The organism is Mesorhizobium sp. M9A.F.Ca.ET.002.03.1.2 (assembly GCF_003952365.1).
Classification (GTDB): Bacteria; Pseudomonadota; Alphaproteobacteria; order Rhizobiales; family Rhizobiaceae; genus Mesorhizobium.
Genome location: NZ_CP034443.1, coordinates 2,773,623 through 2,795,877 on the forward strand (window position 1 = coordinate 2,773,623; position 22,255 = coordinate 2,795,877).

General features: G+C 57.7%; 15 protein-coding genes and 4 pseudogenes. 11 read left to right on the forward strand and 8 right to left on the reverse strand.

The features are described 5' to 3' along the window. Nucleotides 1-1,355 precede the first annotated feature (1,355 nt). From EJ066_RS13520 to EJ066_RS13550, 7 genes are all read left to right on the forward strand, one after another. Nucleotides 1,356-2,507, forward strand: coding sequence for an IS256 family transposase (locus EJ066_RS13520; RefSeq protein ID WP_126038502.1), 1,152 nt, complete (start codon nucleotides 1,356-1,358; stop codon nucleotides 2,505-2,507). A 225-nt stretch (nucleotides 2,508-2,732) separates the two neighbouring features. Then, nucleotides 2,733-3,452: a GntR family transcriptional regulator gene (locus tag EJ066_RS13525; protein ID WP_029354792.1), complete on the forward strand. Its 720-nt coding sequence runs from the start codon at nucleotides 2,733-2,735 to the stop codon at nucleotides 3,450-3,452. A gap of 1,025 nt (nucleotides 3,453-4,477) precedes the next feature. Continuing rightward, a complete protein-coding gene (locus EJ066_RS13530) occupies nucleotides 4,478-5,764 on the forward strand; it encodes a DegT/DnrJ/EryC1/StrS family aminotransferase (RefSeq protein ID WP_095521241.1) in 1,287 nt (428 codons plus the stop codon). An 18-nt stretch (nucleotides 5,765-5,782) separates the two neighbouring features. Beyond that, nucleotides 5,783-6,664, forward strand: a complete 882-nt coding sequence (locus EJ066_RS13535; RefSeq protein WP_245455147.1) for an aspartate kinase — start codon at nucleotides 5,783-5,785, stop codon at nucleotides 6,662-6,664. After that, nucleotides 6,558-6,998, forward strand: a complete 441-nt coding sequence (locus EJ066_RS13540; protein ID WP_245455148.1) for a nucleoside-diphosphate kinase — start codon at nucleotides 6,558-6,560, stop codon at nucleotides 6,996-6,998. The genes EJ066_RS13535 and EJ066_RS13540 overlap by 107 nt, the downstream gene beginning before the upstream one ends. Nucleotides 6,999-7,628: 630 nt before the next feature. Then, complete coding sequence (locus EJ066_RS13545; protein ID WP_029354798.1) at nucleotides 7,629-8,309, forward strand: methyltransferase; 681 nt, start codon at nucleotides 7,629-7,631, stop codon at nucleotides 8,307-8,309. Next, nucleotides 8,306-8,845: a hypothetical protein gene (locus tag EJ066_RS13550; RefSeq protein WP_051695334.1), complete on the forward strand. Its 540-nt coding sequence runs from the start codon at nucleotides 8,306-8,308 to the stop codon at nucleotides 8,843-8,845. The genes EJ066_RS13545 and EJ066_RS13550 overlap by 4 nt, the downstream gene beginning before the upstream one ends. Nucleotides 8,846-9,423: 578 nt before the next feature. On the opposite strand, the gene EJ066_RS13555 is transcribed toward EJ066_RS13550, so the two are convergent. Then, complete coding sequence (locus EJ066_RS13555) at nucleotides 9,424-10,212, reverse strand: MurR/RpiR family transcriptional regulator (RefSeq protein WP_164891752.1); 789 nt, start codon at nucleotides 10,210-10,212, stop codon at nucleotides 9,424-9,426. Between the two features lie 727 nt (nucleotides 10,213-10,939). On the opposite strand from EJ066_RS13555, the gene EJ066_RS13560 reads away from it, so the two are divergent. From EJ066_RS13560 to EJ066_RS31365, 3 genes are all read left to right on the forward strand, one after another. Next, complete coding sequence (locus EJ066_RS13560) at nucleotides 10,940-11,806, forward strand: sulfotransferase domain-containing protein (protein ID WP_126038507.1); 867 nt, start codon at nucleotides 10,940-10,942, stop codon at nucleotides 11,804-11,806. 836 nt (nucleotides 11,807-12,642) lie between these two features. Then, nucleotides 12,643-13,395, forward strand: coding sequence for a DsbA family protein (locus EJ066_RS13565; protein ID WP_245455205.1), 753 nt, complete (start codon nucleotides 12,643-12,645; stop codon nucleotides 13,393-13,395). Between the two features lie 204 nt (nucleotides 13,396-13,599). Further along, complete coding sequence (locus EJ066_RS31365) at nucleotides 13,600-13,740, forward strand: hypothetical protein (protein ID WP_164783577.1); 141 nt, start codon at nucleotides 13,600-13,602, stop codon at nucleotides 13,738-13,740. 400 nt (nucleotides 13,741-14,140) lie between these two features. On the opposite strand, the gene EJ066_RS13575 is transcribed toward EJ066_RS31365, so the two are convergent. Beyond that, a complete protein-coding gene (locus EJ066_RS13575) occupies nucleotides 14,141-15,289 on the reverse strand; it encodes a TlpA disulfide reductase family protein (RefSeq protein WP_126038514.1) in 1,149 nt (382 codons plus the stop codon). Nucleotides 15,290-16,047: 758 nt separating this feature from the next. On the opposite strand from EJ066_RS13575, the pseudogene EJ066_RS13585 reads away from it, so the two are divergent. Next, a pseudogene (locus EJ066_RS13585) lies at nucleotides 16,048-16,369 on the forward strand (hypothetical protein); the annotation flags it as partial. Here EJ066_RS13585 and EJ066_RS13590 read toward each other — a convergent pair. From EJ066_RS13590 to EJ066_RS32585, 6 genes and pseudogenes are all read right to left on the reverse strand, one after another. After that, nucleotides 16,366-17,818, reverse strand: a pseudogene (locus tag EJ066_RS13590) (NAD-dependent succinate-semialdehyde dehydrogenase). The pseudogenes EJ066_RS13585 and EJ066_RS13590 sit on opposite strands and share 4 nt — an antisense overlap. 714 nt (nucleotides 17,819-18,532) lie before the next feature. Then, nucleotides 18,533-19,030 carry a helix-turn-helix domain-containing protein gene (locus EJ066_RS13595; protein WP_245455149.1) on the reverse strand — a complete coding sequence of 166 codons (498 nt, stop codon included), beginning with the start codon at nucleotides 19,028-19,030 and terminating at the stop codon, nucleotides 18,533-18,535. A 19-nt stretch (nucleotides 19,031-19,049) separates the two neighbouring features. Then, nucleotides 19,050-19,106 (reverse strand): annotated as a pseudogene (locus EJ066_RS32575) (hypothetical protein); the annotation flags it as partial. 201 nt (nucleotides 19,107-19,307) lie between these two features. Next, nucleotides 19,308-21,145: pseudogene (locus EJ066_RS13600) on the reverse strand (HipA domain-containing protein). 268 nt (nucleotides 21,146-21,413) lie between these two features. Then, complete coding sequence (locus EJ066_RS32580; protein ID WP_348629320.1) at nucleotides 21,414-21,869, reverse strand: insulinase family protein; 456 nt, start codon at nucleotides 21,867-21,869, stop codon at nucleotides 21,414-21,416. Further along, nucleotides 21,869-22,207: an insulinase family protein gene (locus EJ066_RS32585; protein ID WP_348629324.1), complete on the reverse strand. Its 339-nt coding sequence runs from the start codon at nucleotides 22,205-22,207 to the stop codon at nucleotides 21,869-21,871. Before EJ066_RS32585 ends, EJ066_RS32580 begins: the two co-directional genes overlap by 1 nt. Between the last annotated feature and the right edge of the window lie 48 nt (nucleotides 22,208-22,255).

The following is a 22,255-nucleotide window of genomic DNA, read 5'->3' on the forward strand; positions in this document are numbered from 1 at the left end:
CCCCGAGCTTCTTGGGGACTTATCTATCTCCAAACTCGTAAGTCAAACAAACAGCGGAGAAGCGTCGGTTTTGCGTTTTTGCCGTACTCTTGGCCTCTCTGGGTTTCGCGAGTTCAGGGTGGCGTTACCGGGGAGATTGAGCGCGATAAAGCCCGGCGACTGACACAGCACCTCGCCACTGAACTCGCATGTAAGACCGGAAATTGCGAACCTGAGCGCGGCCTTCCTACATTCGGTTGAGGCCTCAGCTCGCCTTCTCGACTACGCCCAGATCGAGCGCCTGACGGAGCGACTACAGAGTGCTACGCGTGTCGAAGCTCTTGGTATGGGCGTCTCCGCAATCTGCGCAGAGCTACTGTCACAGCCGCCTGATCTGGCTGGGGACCCCGGATTGTGAACATCGCTCGCGGTCTGGCTCATGGGCTGGACGCTTCGGCTTATGCTATCGGCATCTCCTATGAAAGATATGAGCGAGAGGCCGTCGCCTTTCTCAGAACTGGCCGCGACCGAGGAGCGCATACGCTTGCAATAACGACGCGTGACAAATCGCCAGTCTCTGGGGTGGCGCATGAGGTGCTCCTACTCAGCTCCGGCGCGGGCCCTGGCCGAACCTGGACCGGCAACGCTTATGCCTTCAATGGCTCTTCTGAGTGAGTGCATCGCCGAGTGTCTGAAGGGGCACAGAAATCCCAATGCCTCGCGAACCAAAGCATAGCTGTGCGAACGCTTGGTAAGATCTCTGTTGGTGCCAACACCGCCTTCAGCGAAGCCTTCCTTTCGCTCTTCAGATCGCCAAGTGTAGTTTTAGTCGGAGCCGGGCCTCTCCGAGGGCAATGACAAGAGATGCCACCCCGGGAAGTTCCGTCAGAACGGTCGCTCCGTTAGTGACGACGGCCGTCGTGCGGCGACCACCGAAGTATGGTCTACGAACAAAGCGAGGGCCAAGCGCAAACTGGTGAAACGACAGATGTACGGCCGCGGCAAGTTGGATCTGCTAAGGGCCGTTAGTCGGCGCTGTAAAGAAATGTCACCGAGAGTGGGTCAAAGCCCCCGTGGTAAGCGCTCGCCGGGCGGAACTGGTCAGGGTTGCGCAGTCCGCTAGTCTAGCGTGGCGAAGCGACGAGCGCAGGAAATGGTTTGCGCGCAGCTCAGGTGCGTCGAGCGCCTAACGCCTCCTAGATCTTTCCGCGTCCGGTCCTCTGAGGCTTCCCGGTAGTGTGCTGAGAGTTCTGCAAATTCGCTGAGAGGGGGCGGTCATGGCAGGCTGGTGATGTTCAACGTCACCTGATTCCCGCGAAGGAACGCCACCATAACCCAAGACTGAAAGTAAGACCGCCAGCGCCGCCGTCAAAGACATTCTGCTTTCGGACCCGCAAGGTCTGCACGAAGTGATCCGGGCGGTGATGCAGGAGGTGCTCGAGGCCGAGATGGACGAGGCTCTGGGTGCTTCGAAAGGCGAGCGCACACCGGAGCGGCTCGGCTATCGCTCGGGTTATTATGGCCGCACTCTTGTCACCCGTGTCGGCAAGCTTGAGCTGCGAGTTCCGCAGGACCGGGCCGGCCGCTTCTCCACCGAGCTTTTCGAGCGTTACCAGCGTTCGGAGCGGGCCTTGGTGGCCACGCTTGCGGAGATGTATGTGCAGGGCGTGTCGACCCGCAAGGTCAAGGCGATAACGGAAGAGCTGTGCGGCCATGCCTTCTCGGCCTCGTCCATCTCGGCCATCAACAAACGCCTGGACGAGAGCCTGAAAGCGTTTGCCGAGCGCCCGCTTCAAGAGCCTTTTGCCTACCTCATCCTCGATGCTCGCTACGAGAAGGTGGGCGAGGCCGGCATCGTCATGAGCCAGGCGGTGCTGATCGCTGTCGGCATAGACTGGGACGGCCGGCGTCAGATCCTGGCCGTGGAGATGGCCAATCGTGAGAGCCGCTCGGCCTGGAGGGACTTTCTCGTTGGCTTGAAGGCGCGCGGCCTCAAGGGCGTCGAGCTGGTCGTGTCAGACGATCATGCCGGCCTGGTCGCGGCGATCGCCGAGGTGATCCCGGAAGCGGCATGGCAGCGCTGCTACGTGCACTTCCTCAGGAACGCGCTCGATCACCTGCCGAGAAAGCATGGCGACGATTGCCTGCAGGAACTGCGCTGGCTCTACGACCGGCGCGATCTCGCCGAGGCCAAGGCCGATCTCGCCGCATGGCTTTCCAAATGGTCGGCCCGCTACCCACGACTGACGACATGGGTGGAGGAGACCATCGAGTACACGCTGACCTTCTTTCGTCTGCCACGCCAGCACCACAAGCATCTCAAGAGCACCAACATGCTTGAACGGCTCAACGAGGAAATCCGGCGCCGCACCTATATCGTGCGCATCTTTCCAAACTCACAGAGCTGCCTACGCCTCGTCAGGGCGCTGGCCGTCGAAACCAACGAAAACTGGATGGAGGCCAACCGCTACATCAACATGGACGACCTGCGCGAGCACAAGAAGCTCACTCTGCGCCAAGCCGCATGACCAGCACCATGGCCGCCCCTTTTTGCAGAACTTGACGCACACAACCGGCTTCCGCATCCGAGCGCCGCGGCTGGCCATGGTCACACCTCATACGCATGGTGTATGCAGCTGAGGCGTCGCGCGGTGCATGCGTCATGTCCGGATGTCGAGAAATAGCACGCCGCAGAAACTCAAATTCTGCTAATCGAACGTTCAAAGGACGTCGAAAAAAGGGGAAGCGTAGAGATGTGGTTCTGCAAAAATGCGGCCCAATGTCGTCGGACAGAAATGCCCAGTTTGGCTATTGAAGCCAAGAAGAACGCAAAAGCCGATGCAGCCTACGACGCGGTACTTCAATTGCTCTACAGCAAATCCCACATGCCGGGGCAGCATCTCAGCGATAAAGAGCTAGCGTCCGACCTCAACATCGGCCGGACTCCTATACGCGAAGCACTTATCCGACTTGCAGCGGAAGGGAAGATCGTGTCCTTTCCTCAAAGGGGCTACTTTACGAGACCTCTGGTCGAGTGGGTTCTATTGGACTCGTATGTGGTGGCGCGCGAAACACTTACCTTCGCCCTAACTCGTACACGGACTCACCCTCTCGACCGAACCGCCCCCTCTGGTGAGTTATCTCCAACGGAGCTCGCTCTTCGAGCGGAAGAAATATTCACTGACATAGCTCTGGGGGCATGTAATTGCGAAATCTGCCATATCATCGACAAGTTCTGTTTCTGCTCTCATGCCCTTCGCATGGAAATAACCGCGTCTGAGCTTTCCCCGGCTTTTCGAACCAGTCTTGCAAGGCTAACTGACGCAATGCCTCAGCTCGGCAAGACTACGAGCGCAGTGGCATCCGCATTGACTAACCACCTTGATGTAGAACAGCGCGCAGTGTCGCGCGCTTTGCAAAATATGAGCAGGAGACAGCTGGCAAACTTCACGTTTACAAAGAAGTATTGGTGAGCGATTTTCGCCGACATCAGCCGAGTAGCTGAGCCATTCGGCTTGGGCCGTCGCAGGAGGGCTGCGGGTCCCGTGCGATATGATGCTGGAGGCGGTCAAGACACGCTTCGGATCGACGAGGGTGCCTCATCCGATCGAGACCTGTCGGAAAATGGCACCCCTACACCGGCAAGGAACACGCGCCTTCGCCTCTGCGCTGACCGCGTTACTTGCTCCACGCCCGTGAAGCGCCCCACTCCAGCGACGTGTCGGAAGCCTGGGTCAAAACCTTCAGCGTGATTGCGTTCGCATCACTCCTTGCATGATCACCCATGGTTCTCCGCCAGATCGCCCGGTGGGATGACTACAACGAGATACATCCTCACTGAGCGCTCAGAATACGATCCCGGGAGAGGTCATTCTGACACAAACCCACTAGCCGGAGTGTTCGCGAAAGGGGCTACTAACATTGGACGCCGGCCCTCGGTCCGGCGAGTGCTTCAACCAATTACGGAAGCTCGGGGTGCTCCCAGCTCGCCAAGGTTGGCTGATTATCTGGCCCGCGGCTTTGGCGGGATGATATTCCTGCGCATCCGCGCTGCGCTTTTTATCTTTTAAATGGTGCCGGCACGAGAGGCTGAAAAAGCAACCTCGCGTTGTCACTTCCGATACTAAAATATCTCAGATAGGGGGCTAAAGGTAGGCGGAGAATAAATAATATATCCATAAATATATTTCAGAGGACCACTTCCCATTCTTGTCAGGGGCTATTAGGTGTTGATTTACGAAGGAGGGACTGAATCGTTCAGCGAGTTCATTTCCGACGAGGTTGACGCCTCATACGCCGGTTGCGAGCTTGAAAGCTCTTTCCTGAACTCAACGTAGCGAGGGCGCTACGGCGCCCAGCCTGTTCTCAGGAGCGACTCTGCTCTTGTGGGTTAGCCGAGCCTCGTTGCAAGACGCAAAAGTATGCGAGAGACGGTTCGGTTCGGCTCGTGACTTCGCGAGTGGCCGATGGCCGATGTAACACAACCAGGCTTGATCATATGACCAAGGATGTAAGCTTAGCCACGGCAGCAAGCACACGATGCGTCCACCAGAAGGACACTTCTCTTGCGCTCTTTGGAGGAGATCCCACGGTGCCGGCTGGGCGAGTTGTTCTTTGGCCAGCTGCGAAACGTAAACATTTGAAGGCGCTCGCAAATGTTGTCGAAAGCGGCAAATATCATCGCGTCAATCACCCTATGGTGATTGAGCTCGAAAAGCGGCTAGCGGATTGGTCGGGTAACTGGTCTGTGCGCGCCGTTGGAAGCGGCACAGCCGCTATTCACGTGGCTCTCGACTACTACCGGAACCGAGGTCGCCGAGTCGTTACGTCGGCTTTGAACTGGCCGGGAGCCGTCGGCCCAATCGCGATCAGTGGACTCGAACCGGTCTTTGTCGATGTTGAGCCAGACCTTGCCGGAGTTGATGAGAAGATGGCGGCCTCCCTCATCAAGCCAGGTGACGCGGCGACGCTCATAACTCATCTGTTCGGAAATAACCTCTTGGTTCCCAGCTTGAGATTCGCGGCGCGAGCGCGAGGCGTGGCGATTATCGATGATGTTTGCCAATCAATTGGCGCTGCGAAAGATATTGTCAATGGAGCTTACTTGGAGAGCGATGCACTCTCTCTCTCCGGCAACGGAGCTAAACACCTCGGGGCAGGTGAGCTTGGATTTGTCCTGACGAGGGACCCTGCTCTGATCCACCATGTAGATAATGTTTCGCTGACAAGCTCGTCGCGATGTGGAGCTAGGATATTCTCCCCGAACTCCAAAGGCTACAATTACCGACCCAATGTATTCTCTGCTGCCATTGCTAATCACAGGCTCAAGCAGCTTGACCGGCAGCTTAAAAAAAGGCGAAGGAATGCTAGGTTCCTTTGGCAGGAGATTGGCCACCTCTCAGGGCTTCTGCCTCTTTTCGATCCAGCAGATCATCAACAATCGATGCTGAATCTCCCGTTGCGTCTTGAGCCGGAAAAGCTCGGTTTTCTACCTGGCCCTACGGCCAGGGATTTCATCATTAAGCTTCTTCAAGCCGAGGGAGTTCCCGTTGCGGTCTGGCTGACGAAGCCCGTCTTTGAATATCTGCCGGATATCTGCGGCCAATGGTCAAGGACCGATTTTCCAAACGCCATGAAGATATTGAACACCATGTTTTACGTGTCGGAGATCGCTCCACCAAACGACGTTGAAGTGATGAAATTGTACGCGGCCGCGTTTCAAAAGGTCTGGGCAGCGCTTCCAAACCTAGCTTCAAAAATTCCTGAGATCGTATCTGTTGCCTGAGGGCGGGATGGCAAGCCGATGGACTGCTCAATAAAAGGTTTTCCACCATATGGCTTTTCGATTGTTCTCAAATTCGGCGGGAGCATCATGCGTGATCTTGCCGTGTGTAAGCTCGCACTGGCTGAACTTGAGCGTCTCGCCGATAAGGGCCATCGAATCCTACTTGTTCCAGGCGGCGGCATCCCGGACAAAGCAATTGAGGCGATTGATGCAGCCGAGCGATTAGATCCGTGTACCGCGCATCATGCGTGTGCTCTAGCACAGGACCAAACGGGGTATTTGCTTGCGGATGCCGCCTTCTCTTCCAAACTAGTTCCATCGGCCAGCCTAGGCGAATGCCGAACTCTCGCGAGACTTGGGAAGATTCCAGTGCTGCTGCCTTCCCGTTTGCTGTTTGCGGCTGACCCAGTGGAATGGAGTTGGGACGTCACATCCGACGCCGTTGCCGCGTGGATCGCTTGGTTAACTGGGGCACCACAGCTGGTGATTTTGACAGATGTCGATGGCGTGCATCGCGGTGGAGCAACCGACGATCCCGCTGCACTTATAGAGCAGATCGCTGCTCAAGATCTTGTCCTTCTCGGCCACACCTCGATTGACGCCTGCGCGGTCGAATTCATGGCGAAGAAAAGCCTTCCCGGCGTTGTGATTAATGCCCGTCATCCCGCTCGTCTCGCCGATTGGCTGGAAGGGAGACGCGTTAGAGCGACTAGGATCACCGTCGCGAGCAGGAAGGCCCATATCACAAGCGACCCTTTGGGGGGGCGGCATGATGTCATCCACGGCGCTGATAGTGTATGGCCCGGAAGTCGCGCGCTCTGGCCTAACCTCGCTGCTCGACGAATTTATTCGCCGGCGAACCGGTTTGGAACTCTCGGAACGGTTCTTTTCGATTCATAGTCGCAAATCCATTGATGCGTTTTATACCCTTACCTGTTCCACCGGCGGGAAGCATTGGCCATTGGTGCTGGACTTATTCGACATGCGTCCGGTTTGCGCCACGATCTGGAGCGGACCTAATGCGCTGCACTTGTCGCAAAAACTGAAGGGTAACACACAGCCGGCCCAGGCTTTATCCGGCACCGTACGTAGTCTCTTTTTCTGCGATAATCCCGTGACGAACCTCCTTCATGTGAGCGATAGTCATCAAGTAATGGATGCTGAGCTGAGAATACTTAGGTGCCGGTCGTTGGGCGACGAAGCGACTGCTTGGATTTCTCTCGATTCCGGCTAAGGCCTCTTCCGGTATGCACCCTCCGCTCATCTTGGGACCGCCTCATTCTTGAGGCCGGTCTGTTTCAATGGCCCTCTTTGGAATTCGCTTTGAAGCGAACCGTGTGCCGTGGCCGGGAAAACAACCAGGCTGGCACCGCGCCGGAAGGCCCGGAGAACAATGAGTGTACGCGATTCTGACGGCGGATACAGGGCCGGTCGTTGGGCGACGAAGCGACCTGCTTGGATTTCCTCCTCGATTCATCTGGCTGACATCTTGCGCGGCGCCCCATTCCTCATTCATTTCCCAAATGTTGCTAAACGTTCTCGGCGACAGGGGAGCTGCGCCGATGCCGGACAATCGGAGTGATGGTAGCGCGTTTGCCCACGCAAGATTCTGTTACGACAGAGCACTCCTAACCGCAGCAAAGTCGGGCCTAACGACAGCCGTCCAGCGGTATTTCCAGGGGGATCGAGCCGGTCTAGAAGGCCTCTTCCGGTATGCACCCCTCCGCTCATCTTGGGACCGCCTCATTCTTGAGGCCGGTCTGTTTTCAATGCCTCTTTGGAATTGCTTACTGAAGCGAACCGTTGATGCCGTCGAGCCGGGAAAACAACCAGGCATGGCACCGCGCCGGAAGGCCGGAGAACAATGAGCGAACTTGATCGTATCAGGACAACGCTTCGGACAAGTCAACAAGCCACTTTCCCGCGTCAGATGCAGGCATTCGGACTGGATCTGGTCGTACAGGAAGGGGTTTTTCCTCCAGAGCACTTCCAGAGTTGGCGTTGGATTAGCGAGAATTTTCCCCCATTCGACGGAAAGACCGTCTTAGAAATCGGCTGCGGTTTCGGTCTTCCCGGCCTTCTGTTGGCAAAGACTGGCGCGCTGTCGTTGCTGACTTGTGACATCAATCCGAGGGCCGTCGCGAACACGTTGGAGAATGCTGCAAGAAACGGAATTAGTAACGTCGAGGTCATCGCAAGCGATATATTTAACAATGTTCCACCTGGCAGAAGGTTCGACATCATATTTTGGAACTACCCGTCGAGCTACGCTCCAGAAGATTACGAGTTTGTCCACGACCTCGAAGGTGGTGCGATCGATCCAGGGTACAACTTGCTCGAGAGATTTCTTTCAGATGGCCCAAGGTTCCTTACGGAATCAGGTCGTATCGTTCTTGGGTTCGGCACTAATGCCCGTGACGACCTTCTTGAAAAGATTGCGGGTTCAAATGATCTCACATCTGTGCTTCTGCGAGCCGGGACCTATCCCGACGTCAACGTAACTTACAGGCTGTTCTCAATATCAAAGAAGGCCACAAGCGCATGATGCCCGAGCTGATGCGCATTGCGTTGGTCGCCATTTCGCGCAATCGGAGCAAAGATAGCTGGGTAGCGGGCAGTAGCGTCCTTTCGCAGTTCATCCAGCGTGCGCCGAACGACATTGACATTCATCATGTCAATTTGGCCGCATTCAATCAGGCTGTGGATAAGGATACCAGGGCTCTGGCGGACGCGGGGTTCTCCATTGCCACATCGCGACCTGCCGACGCGGAGCTGGAGATCGTATTCTTGAGATCGAACGGGACCCTGGCGATAAATTGGGTTCTCGAACAGGAACGACCGACGGCGTTAATCAACGATCCGCTTTTTGGGACAAGGGCGAGTTTCGCGGACGTCATCGCGCGAAAGGTCGAGATGCACCTGGAGAACCACCATTCGAAGCACAGGGATGATCTCCTTGCACTCCTGGAGCATTCCGCCTCAATCTCGGCCGAAATGAGTCTGGACCAATTGGTTGGTAGCATCTCCGCGCTAGACCTCGCGAAATACGTCAATACCAACCTTCGTGGCAGCACGCGATAGATGTCAGCCCCCAATCTCCCAGGAATTCCCGAACACCGTGGCAAACGTAGAAGTGGACATGGAAGAAGCTCGACCTGGTCCACCGATCTGTCGACCGGCAAAAGGAGCCGCTGACTTGCTGTCGGTGAAGAAGGAAGCTAGGATCTTGCCTGCCTTCCTGCGTCCCACGCTGCTGCGGCCGACCCATGCCCTCTCGAGGCCCTCCAGCGCCACTCAGTCGGCGAGCGCGCCGTCGAACCTTGCGCATGGACCGCCTAGGTCACGGAGTCGACCTGGTGCTGCAGCCTTGCCCAACGACGAGGAACCTGCCTTGTCCTCCGGTTTGATCCCGGTGTAGTAGTTCGTCAGCTTCTCAATTGTTGAAGCTTCCCCTATGATCACCAAACACCCGCGCGCCGTGGCAAGAGGGTTGCTCGGTGAGTTCGTCGTTTCCATGTAACAAGCACGCAGTACGCACAGTCGAAAGTGCGGTTCAAGTTTATCGCTTCAATGGCTCGTGCACGCGAGCACGCGCGACGAAGACCGAGGTGGGATCCGGAAATAACCTCGGAACTGCCCGAATTGGCCTTGGTGGGGATTCAGACTTCCGCCATCTGCAGACACTGGCAAAGATATTCGCTCAGCAACACCAGAGGCGGCACGTGCATCGCCGACCCGGCCTGTGGCCAAGCCTCAGCCGAGGTAAACAATACCACCTCGTCCGCAGTCCGGGCGATCGGGCAGTCAACGCGGGTCGTAATGGCAATCGTGTATGCTCCGGTTTCGCGCGCAATAGCCAGAAAATCCTTGGTTTCCACAGTGTGGCCACGCGACGAAATGCCAATGGCGAGGCTCAACGAGCCAAGCCCTCGCGCGAGAGCGTGAGACACGGTGGCGGACCCCGAGCAATGTGCGGGGAAACCTAGGCAGATCAGTCGCATGGCCAGAATATCAGCGCAGACGGATGACGGCCCCGTGCCGAACAGTTCGACGCGTCGGGCCGCTCGGATGCGGTTGGCAAACCCACTAATTTGAAGGTCGTCAAAACCACGAGCGGACACGGAAATTGAGTTTTGTAAAGCAGAACTGAGGATGGCGATCCGAGGAGCTGTGTCTACAGCTTCTGATGGCGCGCGTTCAGCCAGTTCGCCGCTCAACTTCCGCCGCTCAATTTCGCCGCTGAGCGCAATCTTAAACTCGCGAAATCCCGAGAGTCCCAAGGTTCGGCAAAATCTTACAATTGAAGCAGAACCGGTAGCGGTGTTGCGCGCAAGGTCGGCAATGGACAGCGCCAGAACAGCCTCGGGGTCTTGTGCAACATACAGAGCTATACGTGCGAGCGCATTCGGAGCCGTGTTAATTGCATCATAGATGATGTCTAGCAGCAATTTCTGTGTATGTCGGGGCTTCCGCATGTGTCTTAGTGTTCGTTCCAAGCTGGCAGTCGACCCGCGAAGGCCTAGCAAAGCCCTGCATATTCGAGTCTCGCTGACGGTTCACTGACGCAGATCATAGACAAGGTCGATATCGGATTCCGGCTGCCGCTCCGTTCGCGCCCATGTCTCGGCAGTCGGGGCAATGGACGCGAGGGCATGCGCTCGGCCGCTCGCGAGGCGGTCTTGCGAGTGGCCTCGTTTAACGACGCCTCCTGGCCCGATGCTGTCAATGGAGCTTACTTTACTGGCTGCGCATGCGCCGCGCAAACCGTGGTGTCCTCGTCGTCAGGGCAGTGGGGACGACTGCACGGCAACGCAAGCGGTGCCGTCTGGGAAAATATATTCATTAGCATATTGGCGACATAACCAATCTTACTTGCGTTCTTCTATGATTAGGTTCATCGTCCGATCGAAACCGGGGGCATGACAAGGTGACTACATCTCTAGGGAACGCCGACGTGGCGTTTGGTAAATAGCTCATCTCAGCAAGTTGGCCACGAGCTTGCCGATCCACCCGTACTAGCGGTTCGTCTCGCGGCTAGCGCATGCGACGGGCTTTACTTCTCTGGTACGGCAACAGAGGGCGCGACTGCTTGGGGTCAAGCTGGTCAGGAACTTGTCCTGTCGCGCATTGGCTCCGGCTGTTTAAAAAAGCCGCTGCAACAGTGAGGAAACCACAATGTTTCACCCGCTTCCAGAAGAGCTGCGCGATATCGCGGGTCAACCCTTTCCACTTTATCCCTGCTCGAATGAATCTTGGTCAATCAAGCCGACGGCCGGCCGCTCAAGCTCGCGGGTTATGATATGTTCCATTCCGAAGGCGGGCACCCACCTATATGCCCGTCTGCTTGGACTGCTCGGGCTTGTACAGTCCGATGTGTTCTTTAATAAAGACTATCTTGGAGACTTCCGCTTTGTGGATGTCGAGCGAGCTCGCTTCACTCATTCCGAAAATATTCTATGGATACCGATCGAGATATCCTCGCGCTTTATTCAGCCCGGTCAGTTTGGCTATGGGCATCTACCGTGCGACATCGGCACTCGCCATTGTTTAGCGGATTTCAAGATCGTCTTTCTTTCGCGCGAAATGCGTGCGGCAATTGTGTCGCAGATGCGATATGTAGGTGACAGCGATTGGTGCCCGCCTGAGAGGGCTGAGATTACGTGGCGCAATGAGCCGGACGGACCTGACAAAATGCTGAAGTACTTCGATGAGATCGCGCCTTTCATTTTCAATGATCGCTGCCATCCAGTGGCACCGTGGGCGGATCAGGAGAATGTTCTTGGATTGAGCTATGAGCAGATCATAGGCGACCAAGGACGCGAAGTTCAGTTCGAGACCATTCGCAGAATTGTAGAGTTTTGCGAGATCGAGCGGCCGCCGCAGCCTGAGCTGATCTTAAACCAGCTAATCGGACAGCAGACCTTCACCCTGTCCAGCGGGCGAACTTCGTGGGAGGCTTGCTGGAATGCCGAGATCGAGGCGCGGTTTACCGCGCTGGGAGGGACGAGACTCAACGAGCGATTCGGATTTGGTTCGAGATAGATTTCAGGCTGTCGCAGAGCCCGGCGATGGCAGGTACGCTCGGAGCCGCTCGCCGGACGTTTATGCGAGCGATATTCTGGAAAGGCGCGCTGACCACTGCCCACCTGCCGCCCGCGCAATCACTTCCTGAAGTGCCGACATCGCGATTGGCGCGGGGCTTGCAAGGACCCTTGGTGCAACGTTCGACCGGAGCGCAGCGACGGGAGATGCCCGGGAGGGAGGAACCTGCCTCGATCCGGTTAGGAGACAAGAATTGTTGAATATAATCCCGCACACCGCAGCGCGAGTCCCGCGCGCCCTAAGCCCTCTTATCCCAGCTTTACGTGCAGGTGTTTGCTGCAGTCACGCTCAGCCATCGCACTCGGCCGCCTGAAGTCGCTCGGCGAACGGCGACCGCGGGGGCAGTTCGCACGCACACAGCGCCGCTCACGGATGGGTCGGCTGTTGGGCCCAGCCATCCCACCGCATCTCTTCGAATAGCACGAGCCCCTTGACCTCCCGTCATCCGCGAACAGCGGGTGAGGCATTAAAGCGGTGCCCCCTTTGACGTCAAAAGGCCAGCCGTTGCCGCCCTGCCGTTCACTGTTAATTGGAGCCTAACCATGCCTTACGCCAAAAGCCGGCCTTATCGCTCTTTCAGCCCTAGCCCTGCTTTTTTTCGGGCTGGCGACGCAATATGGTCCAGTTGCCAAAGACTACGTGCGCCAGCATGAAAACCATAGCCGGCTCGTCGCGTTTTGGCGGAAGCTCATTCCAGAGCGGCGCGACGCACTCTTAACGACGCCGCTGCGCCAACTGCTGGCAACCCGAATGGCGACGTCCCTCTCGTCTTATTTTTGGACTACAACTGCCCGCGGTGCCGGGCGGAAGACCGTACAATCCAGCAAGCCCTCAAGCATGATCCCATGCTGAAGGTTGTCTACAAACATTGTCCGGGCAAGAGACCGGGTTCCAAATTTGCCGCACTGGCGGCGCTCGCCTCCAGCAAACAGGGAAAATATGAGGCGTTCCATCACGCCCTTATGGCTGCTCGCGGCCAGCTCAGCCAATTCGACATCTTGACTATCGCACGACACGTTGGCCTCGAGGTTGAGCAGCTCAAGCGGGACATGGAAGACCGCGCCATCGAAAACGTCCTCGAGCGCAATTGCGCGCTCGCCAAGGAGCTGTACATCAACGTCACGCCGGCGTTGGTTCTCGGCGACGAAGTGATTTCAGGTGTGCTCAAGATTCACACGCTGGAACGCTTCATCGCCAAAGAGCGGGAAGAAGCTAAGCGTCGTGCCGGATCACAACTTCGGCATTTTGACAGCGTGGCGGCCGGTGCGATCCCGTTCTTTGGCCACGAGTGCCGCTTCTCGCGCCGGGCCAAATCTCTTATATGGCCCGGCAACGCGGTGCTAGCGTGCAAAGTCCTGCATTCAGCTCGCTTTCCTCAACTTGGCCGAACGCGATCGCACAGCTCGGGATCTATTCAGCCGGTCCTGGTGTTTCCGTTCCGCCATCGGCGTCTTTCACCGAAGCCTCGCCAGAAGATAGGCGGGAGGCGCGCCGACGCCTGCTTCAGATCGCGGCCGGCGCGACGATGATCGTCATGGGCTCTCGCCCCCCTGGGGTGATCGTACAAGTCCCGATTGTCAGAAGAATCTGTTGACGTGGACGCCTCGGCGCCAAGCTCGCGCCACCTGTCGACAGCGCGGCCCTTGGCGTGTTGGATAAAGCCGCAAAGCGGTTGCAAGAAATCCCGTTCGGATTGACGAAAATGACGGTGGCCGCACCCATGCACCTCGATCATGCCATTCAAGGCCGAGGCTCTGGTCGAGGTCACCTCATTGAGGATGACGGCGGCCGGAATTGCCTGGATCAAGCAGCCAATCGTGGTGCGCGACACCTCATTTATTGAATTGAGGGTGGCGCCGGCGTTCCGGCATTGAAGTCCTGATATCAATTGTGCGACAGGCTGCCTCATCGAACCGCTGGCGGAGGCAAGCGTGGGCTGCAGCACCAGATCACAGGCATGCCGCCAGCGAGGCCATCCCATGTGCTTAATGGCCATGCCGCCAAGATCGAATTCGCTACCCGCATGAAACCTCGGTGTGGTGGAGGTGTTGAGAGGCACCTGCGCCAGGCTGGCGAACGGTTAGAAGCGGGCAAAACCCGTAGCTCAGCTCATAGCCCGCCTAAACAAAGGCGGGCATCTTAGAAGGCCGCAGTCCTTCGGACTTAGGTCCAAAAGACCGGCCCAGGTGATTTCGCAAGCCGGGCGGGGGTTTGCGCCGTTCGCATCAAGAGCTGTCCGCCCGGCCAATTCTGTCCCTTACATAAACCTGACAATCAGCCGCAAACGGTATACCAGCTGTCGAATCGGCCATTGTTTGGAACCGCACACAGAGCGCCGTAACAAACCTTCTCACCCTTGAAGTAGGCCAGGAACTGCAGTAAATGCGATATTTCGCGCTGTTCATCTTCGTCCCGGATAAGCTCCGGACCGCCCTGCGACTTCAGTGCCAGCTCGATCAACTCGATCGCCCGATCTTTGTTGCCGCTCTCGTGATAGTACAGGGCTGCCAAACGATAAGGCAGGAGCTTACGTTTGTCGCTTTCCGGGGGATTCAGTGCCAGGATGTGTTCGGACAGCTGTTTTCCCATCGCCAAGCGCTCAGCAGACGGAAAGTGCGAATGGTCAAGGTTCGGAAAGAAGAGCTCGTCTAACGCCGCAACCATCCAATTCTCGGAGTTTCTGTTGATCGCGTCGCGAACGAATTGGCGCATGACGGGCAAGCCGACCTGCATGTCCTTCATTTTGTGAAGCAACAGATTCACATGAGAACGGCGGAAACCGAGGTTGTCCGGCATCAAGGCGATGCCTTCTTCGATCGCCGAGAGCGCCGTCTTCCAATCCTTTTTCTCCACCGCCGCCCGATATCTGTCCTTGATCGGCTTCTTCAGCGCTTGTTCGCGCGCTATGGGTTCGCCTTCCGCGATCCGCTCCGCATCGGCGGATTTTGCCTGATCGCTGGTGCGCCAGCTGCCGTTAAGCACCTTCGGCAAGACCTCATCGAGTTTCGTCGGTTCACCAATAAAGGCGATGCAGCCGTCTCGGTCGACCACGAAACTGGTGGGAATCCAGAAAGAAAAGCTGGGCTCCAGCCAAAGCTTGTCCATTTCGCCTGTGGAGTCGAATGCGATCCGATAGTTCAGATTCGGGAACTTTTCCGTCAACCAAGCGTCCAACGTGCTTCGGGCCTCATCGGCCGTTGGAGCGCGTTCACTAGCCGCGACTCCTACGATCTCAACGCCGCTTTCCCTGTATTTCTCCTGCAGCTGCATCAGATGGGGCATCCCGTCCACACACGAACCGCACCAAGTTGCCCAAAATTCGACGATGTACACTTTGCCGGGCTCGAAGCTGGTGAGGGGCTCGCCACGCAGCCAGGTTTCCGCTTGAATCGAAGGAGCCGGGGACTCGATCTGCAACACCACGTTGTTCTCCAAAGCCGTTGAAAGGTTGTGAGATTTTCTGCATGAGCTTATTTCCCTCTCAGAGACGGCACACGGTTCAGGGGAGAGAACATCCTCGTCTGCTCCATTGCATACCGTCCTGCTGCAAGCGTTGCAAGGTCCATGCCAGCGGGCTCAGCGCGCAAGTGCATGAATATGCTTTGAAAACCCTCCGCAGTGCCCGGATGGCGGTTGGATTGAACCTGACAAGTTTCTGCCTTTGTCAGGTTTTGAACGCGCATTGCCCGTGTTTCGCGCCGCCAGAAAAGCGTGGCCCATCCGCACGATCCTGAAGCCCAAACGGTCGAACACGTGCGACACCGCCGCAATATGTCGTGCCATGCATCGATGCCAAGCGCCTCGGCGTTGAGCTCGCAGCACGCCAGAACATCATCGACGAGACGTTCAAGCTCGACCCGGGAACGGGAAAACGGCCCGAGGTTTGGCCTTGGTCGGGACGGCCGAACGGCAATATCGCCGAGAGGGAAAGACGCAGAAGAAGATCATCACACCCGGCGAGCCGAAAGTGTCGGCAAGCCATCGCAGAAGGCAGCAAACATGCAGGCCCAGACGTATCGCTGGGCGATCTGAGGGAGTGGCATACGTTGCGCGCCTGGTGCAGAAATTGCTCGCATCATGCCGAAGTAAGGTCGGCCGCGCTAATCCGCCGGTATGGCAAAGGCGCACTATTCAGCACGGTCGAGGGCACTTGGTTGCCCGGGAATTGAACCGGCTCATCACTGGTCAGTGATAATGCCAGCCAGTTCATCTCGAACGCCATCCTCTCCTGCGCGGATCAGAACCGGTCGAATGGCATTCCATGCGCATGGCAAGCATCGCTATCGCCTGTGGCGCGCCGACTGCAACACCGCGCGGCCGCACTCCCAAATCGCCTGGCAGACACCGGCCAAGTTCGCCACCACCTTCAATCCGCGACGGTCGCTCGCGCTGCGCTATGCGAAAGGCTCCGCGCCAGCCCCCGTCGCTTCACCCGCCCAGCAGCGCACAACCCACGCCGGAAACGAACCCAAAACTGGAGAAACTCGGGGCGACGTCATTTAGATTCCACCCATGCAGAGGTACTTCATTTCGAGGTAGTCTTCGAGCCCGTGGCGGGAACCCTCCCGCCCGATGCCGGACTGCTTCATGCCGCCAAAGGGCGCCGCTTCCGAAGACATACGCCCCGTATTGATGCCAATCATGCCATATTCCAATGCCTCGGCCACGCGCCAGACACGCCTCAGGTTCGAGGCATGGAAATAGGCGGCGAGCCCGTAAATCGTGTCGTTTGCCTCACAGACAACCTGATCCGCATCGTGGAAGCGGATGATCGGCGCCAACGGCCCGAAAGTCTCCTCTTGCGCAACCGCCATGATGCTGGAGATCTCGGTGAAGGCTGTGGGTTGAAAACGTTCGGCCCCGCATCGAATTATCCCACCCTTAGCAACGGCATCTGCGATGTGGGACTCGATCTTGGCCAAAGCATGCATGTCGATGAGTGGTCAGACGTCCACTCCCGGAGCGAAGCCGTCGCCAACCGATAAGTGCCGGACTTTCTCCACGAACTTCTCGACGAACTCATCGTGAACGCTCGATTGGACGTAAAGCCGGTTCGATGAAACGCAAGTCTGGCCGGCATTGCGGAACTTCGCCTGGATCGCCCCGTCAACGGCAGCGTCAATATCCGCGTCGTCGAAGACGATGAAGGGCGCATTGCCGCCGAGCTCGAGGCTGACCTTCTTGATCTAGTCCGAGCACTGGCGCATGAGCAGTCGGCCAACCTCGGTGGAGCCTGTAAAGCTGATGTTTCGGACCTTGGCATTGGAGCAGAGTTCGCGGCCCCACGCGATCACCTTCGGACGCATAGACCAGGTTGACAACGCCGTCAGGAAAGCCGGCTTGCTGCGCGAGGGCAAACATTGCACCTGCCACGAGCGGCGTCGGTTCAGCAGGTTTGAGCACGATCGCGCAGCCCGCCGCCAGGGCCGGCGAGATCTTGCGCGCCACCATCGACGCTGGGAAATTCCATGGCGTAATCGTGCCGACGACACCGATCTGCTGATTGATCACCATCATCCGACGGTCTGTAGACGGTGCGGAGATCGTCTCGCCATAGATGCGATTGGCTTCTTCGGCGTACCATTGCAGATACGCGGCCGCATGCGAAACCTCCGACTTGGCTTCGGCAAACGGCTTGCCCATTTCCGCAGTCAGAATCGCGGCGAGATCGCCTGCATGGCGATGATCAGCTGATGCCATCGCCAAAGAAGGTCGCTGCGCTCTCGGGCGGTCAGCGCCGCCCATCCAGGCTGCGCGACATAGGCCTCGTCTACCGCAGCCCGTGTCTCCTCCACGCCCATGTCGGACGTCCTGCCAGCACTTCGCCGCTCGACGGGTTGAGGACCACAAATGACCGCTCGCGAACTGACGTGCCAAGTGCCGGCAGGCGATGGACGGCGCCAAACAGGTCCGGGGATTTCAGTGGCGGATCATCGGCAGGCACAGGGGCAAACCGGGTTCCTCTCAAAGGCAGCTGATATGTATAATCGGCAGAGCCTCGGCGTGTACTCCGCACCTGCGGGTCCTTATAGGGCCTCGGCCATACGGCTGGTAGACCATCCACTCAACTTGAAAGGGAGAATTCTTGAACGCTTCTGGTCGATGGCTTGCGGTTCTCATCAGGTGCAAACTGAACAATGGACATCGGCTTCCCGACCGCGCGTACCGGCCATCGGTCCGAATAGCAGCAGTGCAGCCAAATGCCTTTTTTGAGCATCATCGGATTGAAATTGCTTTCAAAAGTCCTCGATCTTGCCGCCCCCCATCGCGAGCGCCACAAACGGGCGTGGAAAATCAAAAGGGACCACAATCGAGAATCAGCACGGTGATGCCTTCTTTGCGACCGTAGGCACGCAGATCATCTGCCAGCTGGGCTCGGGACCGTGCAGGTCGCGCCCCAAAAAACGAGAAGGGGGGTCGTTGTGGTGGAAGAGGTCGGGGATTTTCGAAAGAGCGTCGTTTACGGCGGGTCGTCCCTGTAGAGCATTCCCCTCGAATGCGACCGCCTTCAAAGGAGGACTTGCCATCGACGCCACGCTGATAACCGCTGCTGGCAAGCTGGAACTCAATACCGGTTAATTGCACTGAGGGCGGCGGCAACCACCCCTCGAAAACTTTTTGCCCGGGGGCTTAAGCTCGGAAAGAGTGTTCCTTATCATATTGTGTTCAAAGTAAATGGACGTGGTGCGTTTCGTGGGTTGAATCACATAAAGTAGTCTGTGTTAACGTCTGCCAAACCACGTTCCCTTGCCGGTTCCATGTTGGGGCTAGATGGTTTATTTCGACCAGGGTTGCCACATGTTTTTTGACGGTGTTCCGGTTTGCACCGGTCAGGTTGACGATCTCGCCAATGGTCATTCGCCCGCGCTCCTTGAGGGCTTCAACTATTTGAAGGGAGAGTTCCGGAAGCGTACCGAGCACGAGACGCTCGCGCTCGATTTTCTTCTCAAGCCGCTGCTTTTGCTGCTGAAGAGCGCGCAGGAAATAAACAGCCCAGCGCTGCCAATTAGGCCTCGGACTGCGGATCGTTTTTTGAGTTTGCCGAAGCGCCAGATAGTAGCCCTCCTTGCTGTTCTCGATCACGCTTTCGAGCGAAGAGTAAGGCACATAAGCATAGCCACTGCGCATCAGCAGAAGCGTCGTCAGAACGCGATAGCCTTCCATTGCCGTCCTGGAATGGATGGATCTCCAAAAAGACCACCGTGAACATTGCCACGACGAGCAGAGATCTCGACCGCATCGACTGCGCCAGCCGACGCCCGAAGGGATTGTGCAGACGATCGAGCGGTTACGTCGCCGGCGCTAGAAAATAGGCCCTCCACTGAGCATCTATCATTAGCCTGAACTTTCGAGCCCTTGCCAAGCTTTGTCGGGGCGGTCTCGCCCATCACGGCTGGGAAGTGCGGTCCATGGAAACCGGCGTATCAGTTAGATCGATCATCTATGCAAACCCTTCGATGCGTTCGTGGACAATCGCGCGCATTTGCTCCGCCATCTTCGCGCCTTGAGAGCCGTCTGATAGAGGCGGCGGCAATTCGAGGTGGTTGAGCGCGCGTGAGAGGGCTGCAACAAGATCGTCGATGCTGGTATCCGCATCGGCTGCCTTGAGGCCAGCCGTGCTCGCGAAAGCCTTGAAGTCGGCGCGCCGCAGACGATCGTCCTTGCCGTTCAGCTTGAGGGCCATCCGGTCTTTTTCGAGGCGTGGAAACACGCGAGTCGTGACCGCGTCGTAGAGCGGAGCCATGCGAACTGAGCTGAATTGCGTGCTGCCGGGCTCTGCGATTTCCAGCAGTGCCATGTTCTTCAGGTGCATGTCGCCATCGGCGATCAGCCAGGCGAATAAGGATCGCTTCAGGACAAGCAGGACGTCTTCTTCGGGAGAGGTCGATAGCGGCCTTAGTGCCCGCGCGATGCGCTCCATCGTGCCGTCGTATTTTGCTTCGGTGGGCACGCCAAGTACCGAGCAGAAGTCCTCAAGCGCGAGCAGGTGTTTGTCCTCGAGGCTCGTTCTGATATCGAACCGCTCCACGAGTAGCGCCGGAGGCATCCCGTCAGGCATCGGGACGAGCGCTGTCGCGGGCGTCTTGAAACCGGCCGCGCTGCCCAAAGCGAGCGACTGCCATTCGATAACTGGCAGGGCCTCAAATCCGCCCGTACCCGCAGGTTGAGAATGTGGGTAAAAGGCCGGCCGATACTGGGAGAGAGGGTGCCATCCGCACTGAGGAACATAGGCGCTTTGATCTGAACACCCGAAAGGCGAGGCGTATCAGTACGCTCGAATATCTGTGCGAGATTGCGTTCGAAACTCTGCTCCAGGTCGCCGCGACCCGGCCCTGCATACTGGCCAGTGAAGACAGTGTTTCTAGTGAAGCCATTGAGCCGGGTTAACAGGATGTCGGGCGGCAGGGCGGAGAGATCGCTCGCACGCTCGACGATGGTGATGTTGGACATGTAGCGTTTGCCCGAGCGTAGCGTCGCGCGCTCGTCGCGGTCGTTCAACACTGACTCAAGCCAGCCTTCAGGCAGCAGCGACAGAATGAAAGGAGGGAGCTTGCCCGGCGTGGTCTGGCGAACAAGTGGCGGGCCCTGATCGTCTGCATTCCAGCGCCACTCAAAACCATCATGTGTGAGATTTCCGAGCGGAGCGCCGTGCCACGCCACGATCAGATCGAGCGCGGCTCCGTTGCGTGCCGGTTCTGTGGTCAGTGGAGGGCGGAGGAAAAAGCGCTCGGCGTGCTCGCCCTCGCGATACCACTGGTTCGCGCGGGCAAGCGCCCATGTCGCGTCGGCAGCGCCCTGGGCGCTGCCGTATTGTTCTATGAGGCGGTTCGCGATTGCCTCGCGCATCGTCTCGTCGATGGATGCCGCGTGTTCGCTGCGCAGGCGGAAAGCTTCGAGGAAGCGCTGGCGCATCGAGGAGACGTCGATCCGGATTTCTCCCATTCCATCATCGACAATCGCTTGAGCGACTGATGGGTGGTCGGGAGCTGCGTTCTGAATGATTTCCAGCAAGCGCAAGCGCCTGCGCTGTATTCGTCGCCCGCTCAGGAACAGGCGGCCATCCCGGGTCGGGCCGAGAAGCACAGCGCTCGCCGCCGAGAGGTAAGCGTTGGGATACAGGTATTTGGCGATGCGGACGGCGTGCTTGAGTATCGTGGCCTCGATATCCTCCCCGGCATCGACATAGATGCCGCGCATTAGCTGGACGAGCTTGCCCGTTTCAGCCTGATAGTGGCTGCGGGTTTTATCGATGTTTTCCCCAACGAGGTGAAGGGCCATTTTCTAACTTTCCCGTATCTGATATACGGGAAAGCTAGCATAATCGGCTTCATATTCAAGAGTTTCTAACTTTCCCGTATTTGGTATACGCAAAAGTTAGAATACTTTCTCGGAACGACGGCGTTCTTCGGGTCGGGAATCGAACCACGGGAGAGAACCTGGTCTGCGAAGGCGAGCAGGCAGAACTCAAGGCGTTCATTCTGCCACACCATAGTCGGATCAGCCACACGTAGGTCGGCGAGTCCTTCAGCTATTGTAGAGCGTGGGATTATTCGCTGTCACGGGCCAACGCCCATAATCGCGGGCTCGGCCGAAAGCAGCTTCTTCGCCGCCGCCCTGCCTGCTCGAGGATCACCTGCTCGATGAGGGCCGGGCGGCGCTGGATGTAGTCTATGCCGAGTTTGTCGAGCTGCAACCCGACAAGCGTGGCGGAAATCGGCCTGGAGGAACCCAGATTGTCGATAGCATAGGCACCGATCAGATACTTCTTGCTCGCTTCGAGTTCGGCCGCTGTTGGGCCTGTGTCCACCAGCTCCTTGATTAGTTGTCTTATCAGGTCGAGCGTCTCGGCCGCCCTGTCGGCGCGCGTCGACGTCGTCACGACAAGCATGTTGGGCTGGTAGTCTTCCAAGCTGGACGAGACACCGTAGGCAAGGCCGCGCTTTTCGCGCACTTCCTGGAACAGACGTGAGGTAAATCGTGAGCCTCCGACTATATCGTTCATCAGCTGTCCCGCGTAGAATTCCGGGTCGTTGCGTCCCATGGCGGGAAAAGCCGCTGGAGCGAAGTCTGGGGGAGGGCGTTGCGACCTGCGTCCGCTCGCCGCTTCGGGGTGACATCAGGTACGGGGGCGAGCGCCTGTTTCTGAGGCAAATCGCCGAACAGCTGGTCGAGCCTTGCTCTCAGGGCTTTGGCATCTATGTCGCCTACGACCGCCACATGCAGCCCGTCGCGGGCGAAAGCGGCTTTGTGGAAGGCGCTTAGATCGGCGGGCGTTACGCTGGTCAGGCTCCCTTGGGCGGTCTCGAATACGGATGCGTGCCGTAGAGTCCGCGCCGCCAGGCCAGCTCGGGGATCGCGTGAGGTTCGCGCTCATCGGCAATGATTTCG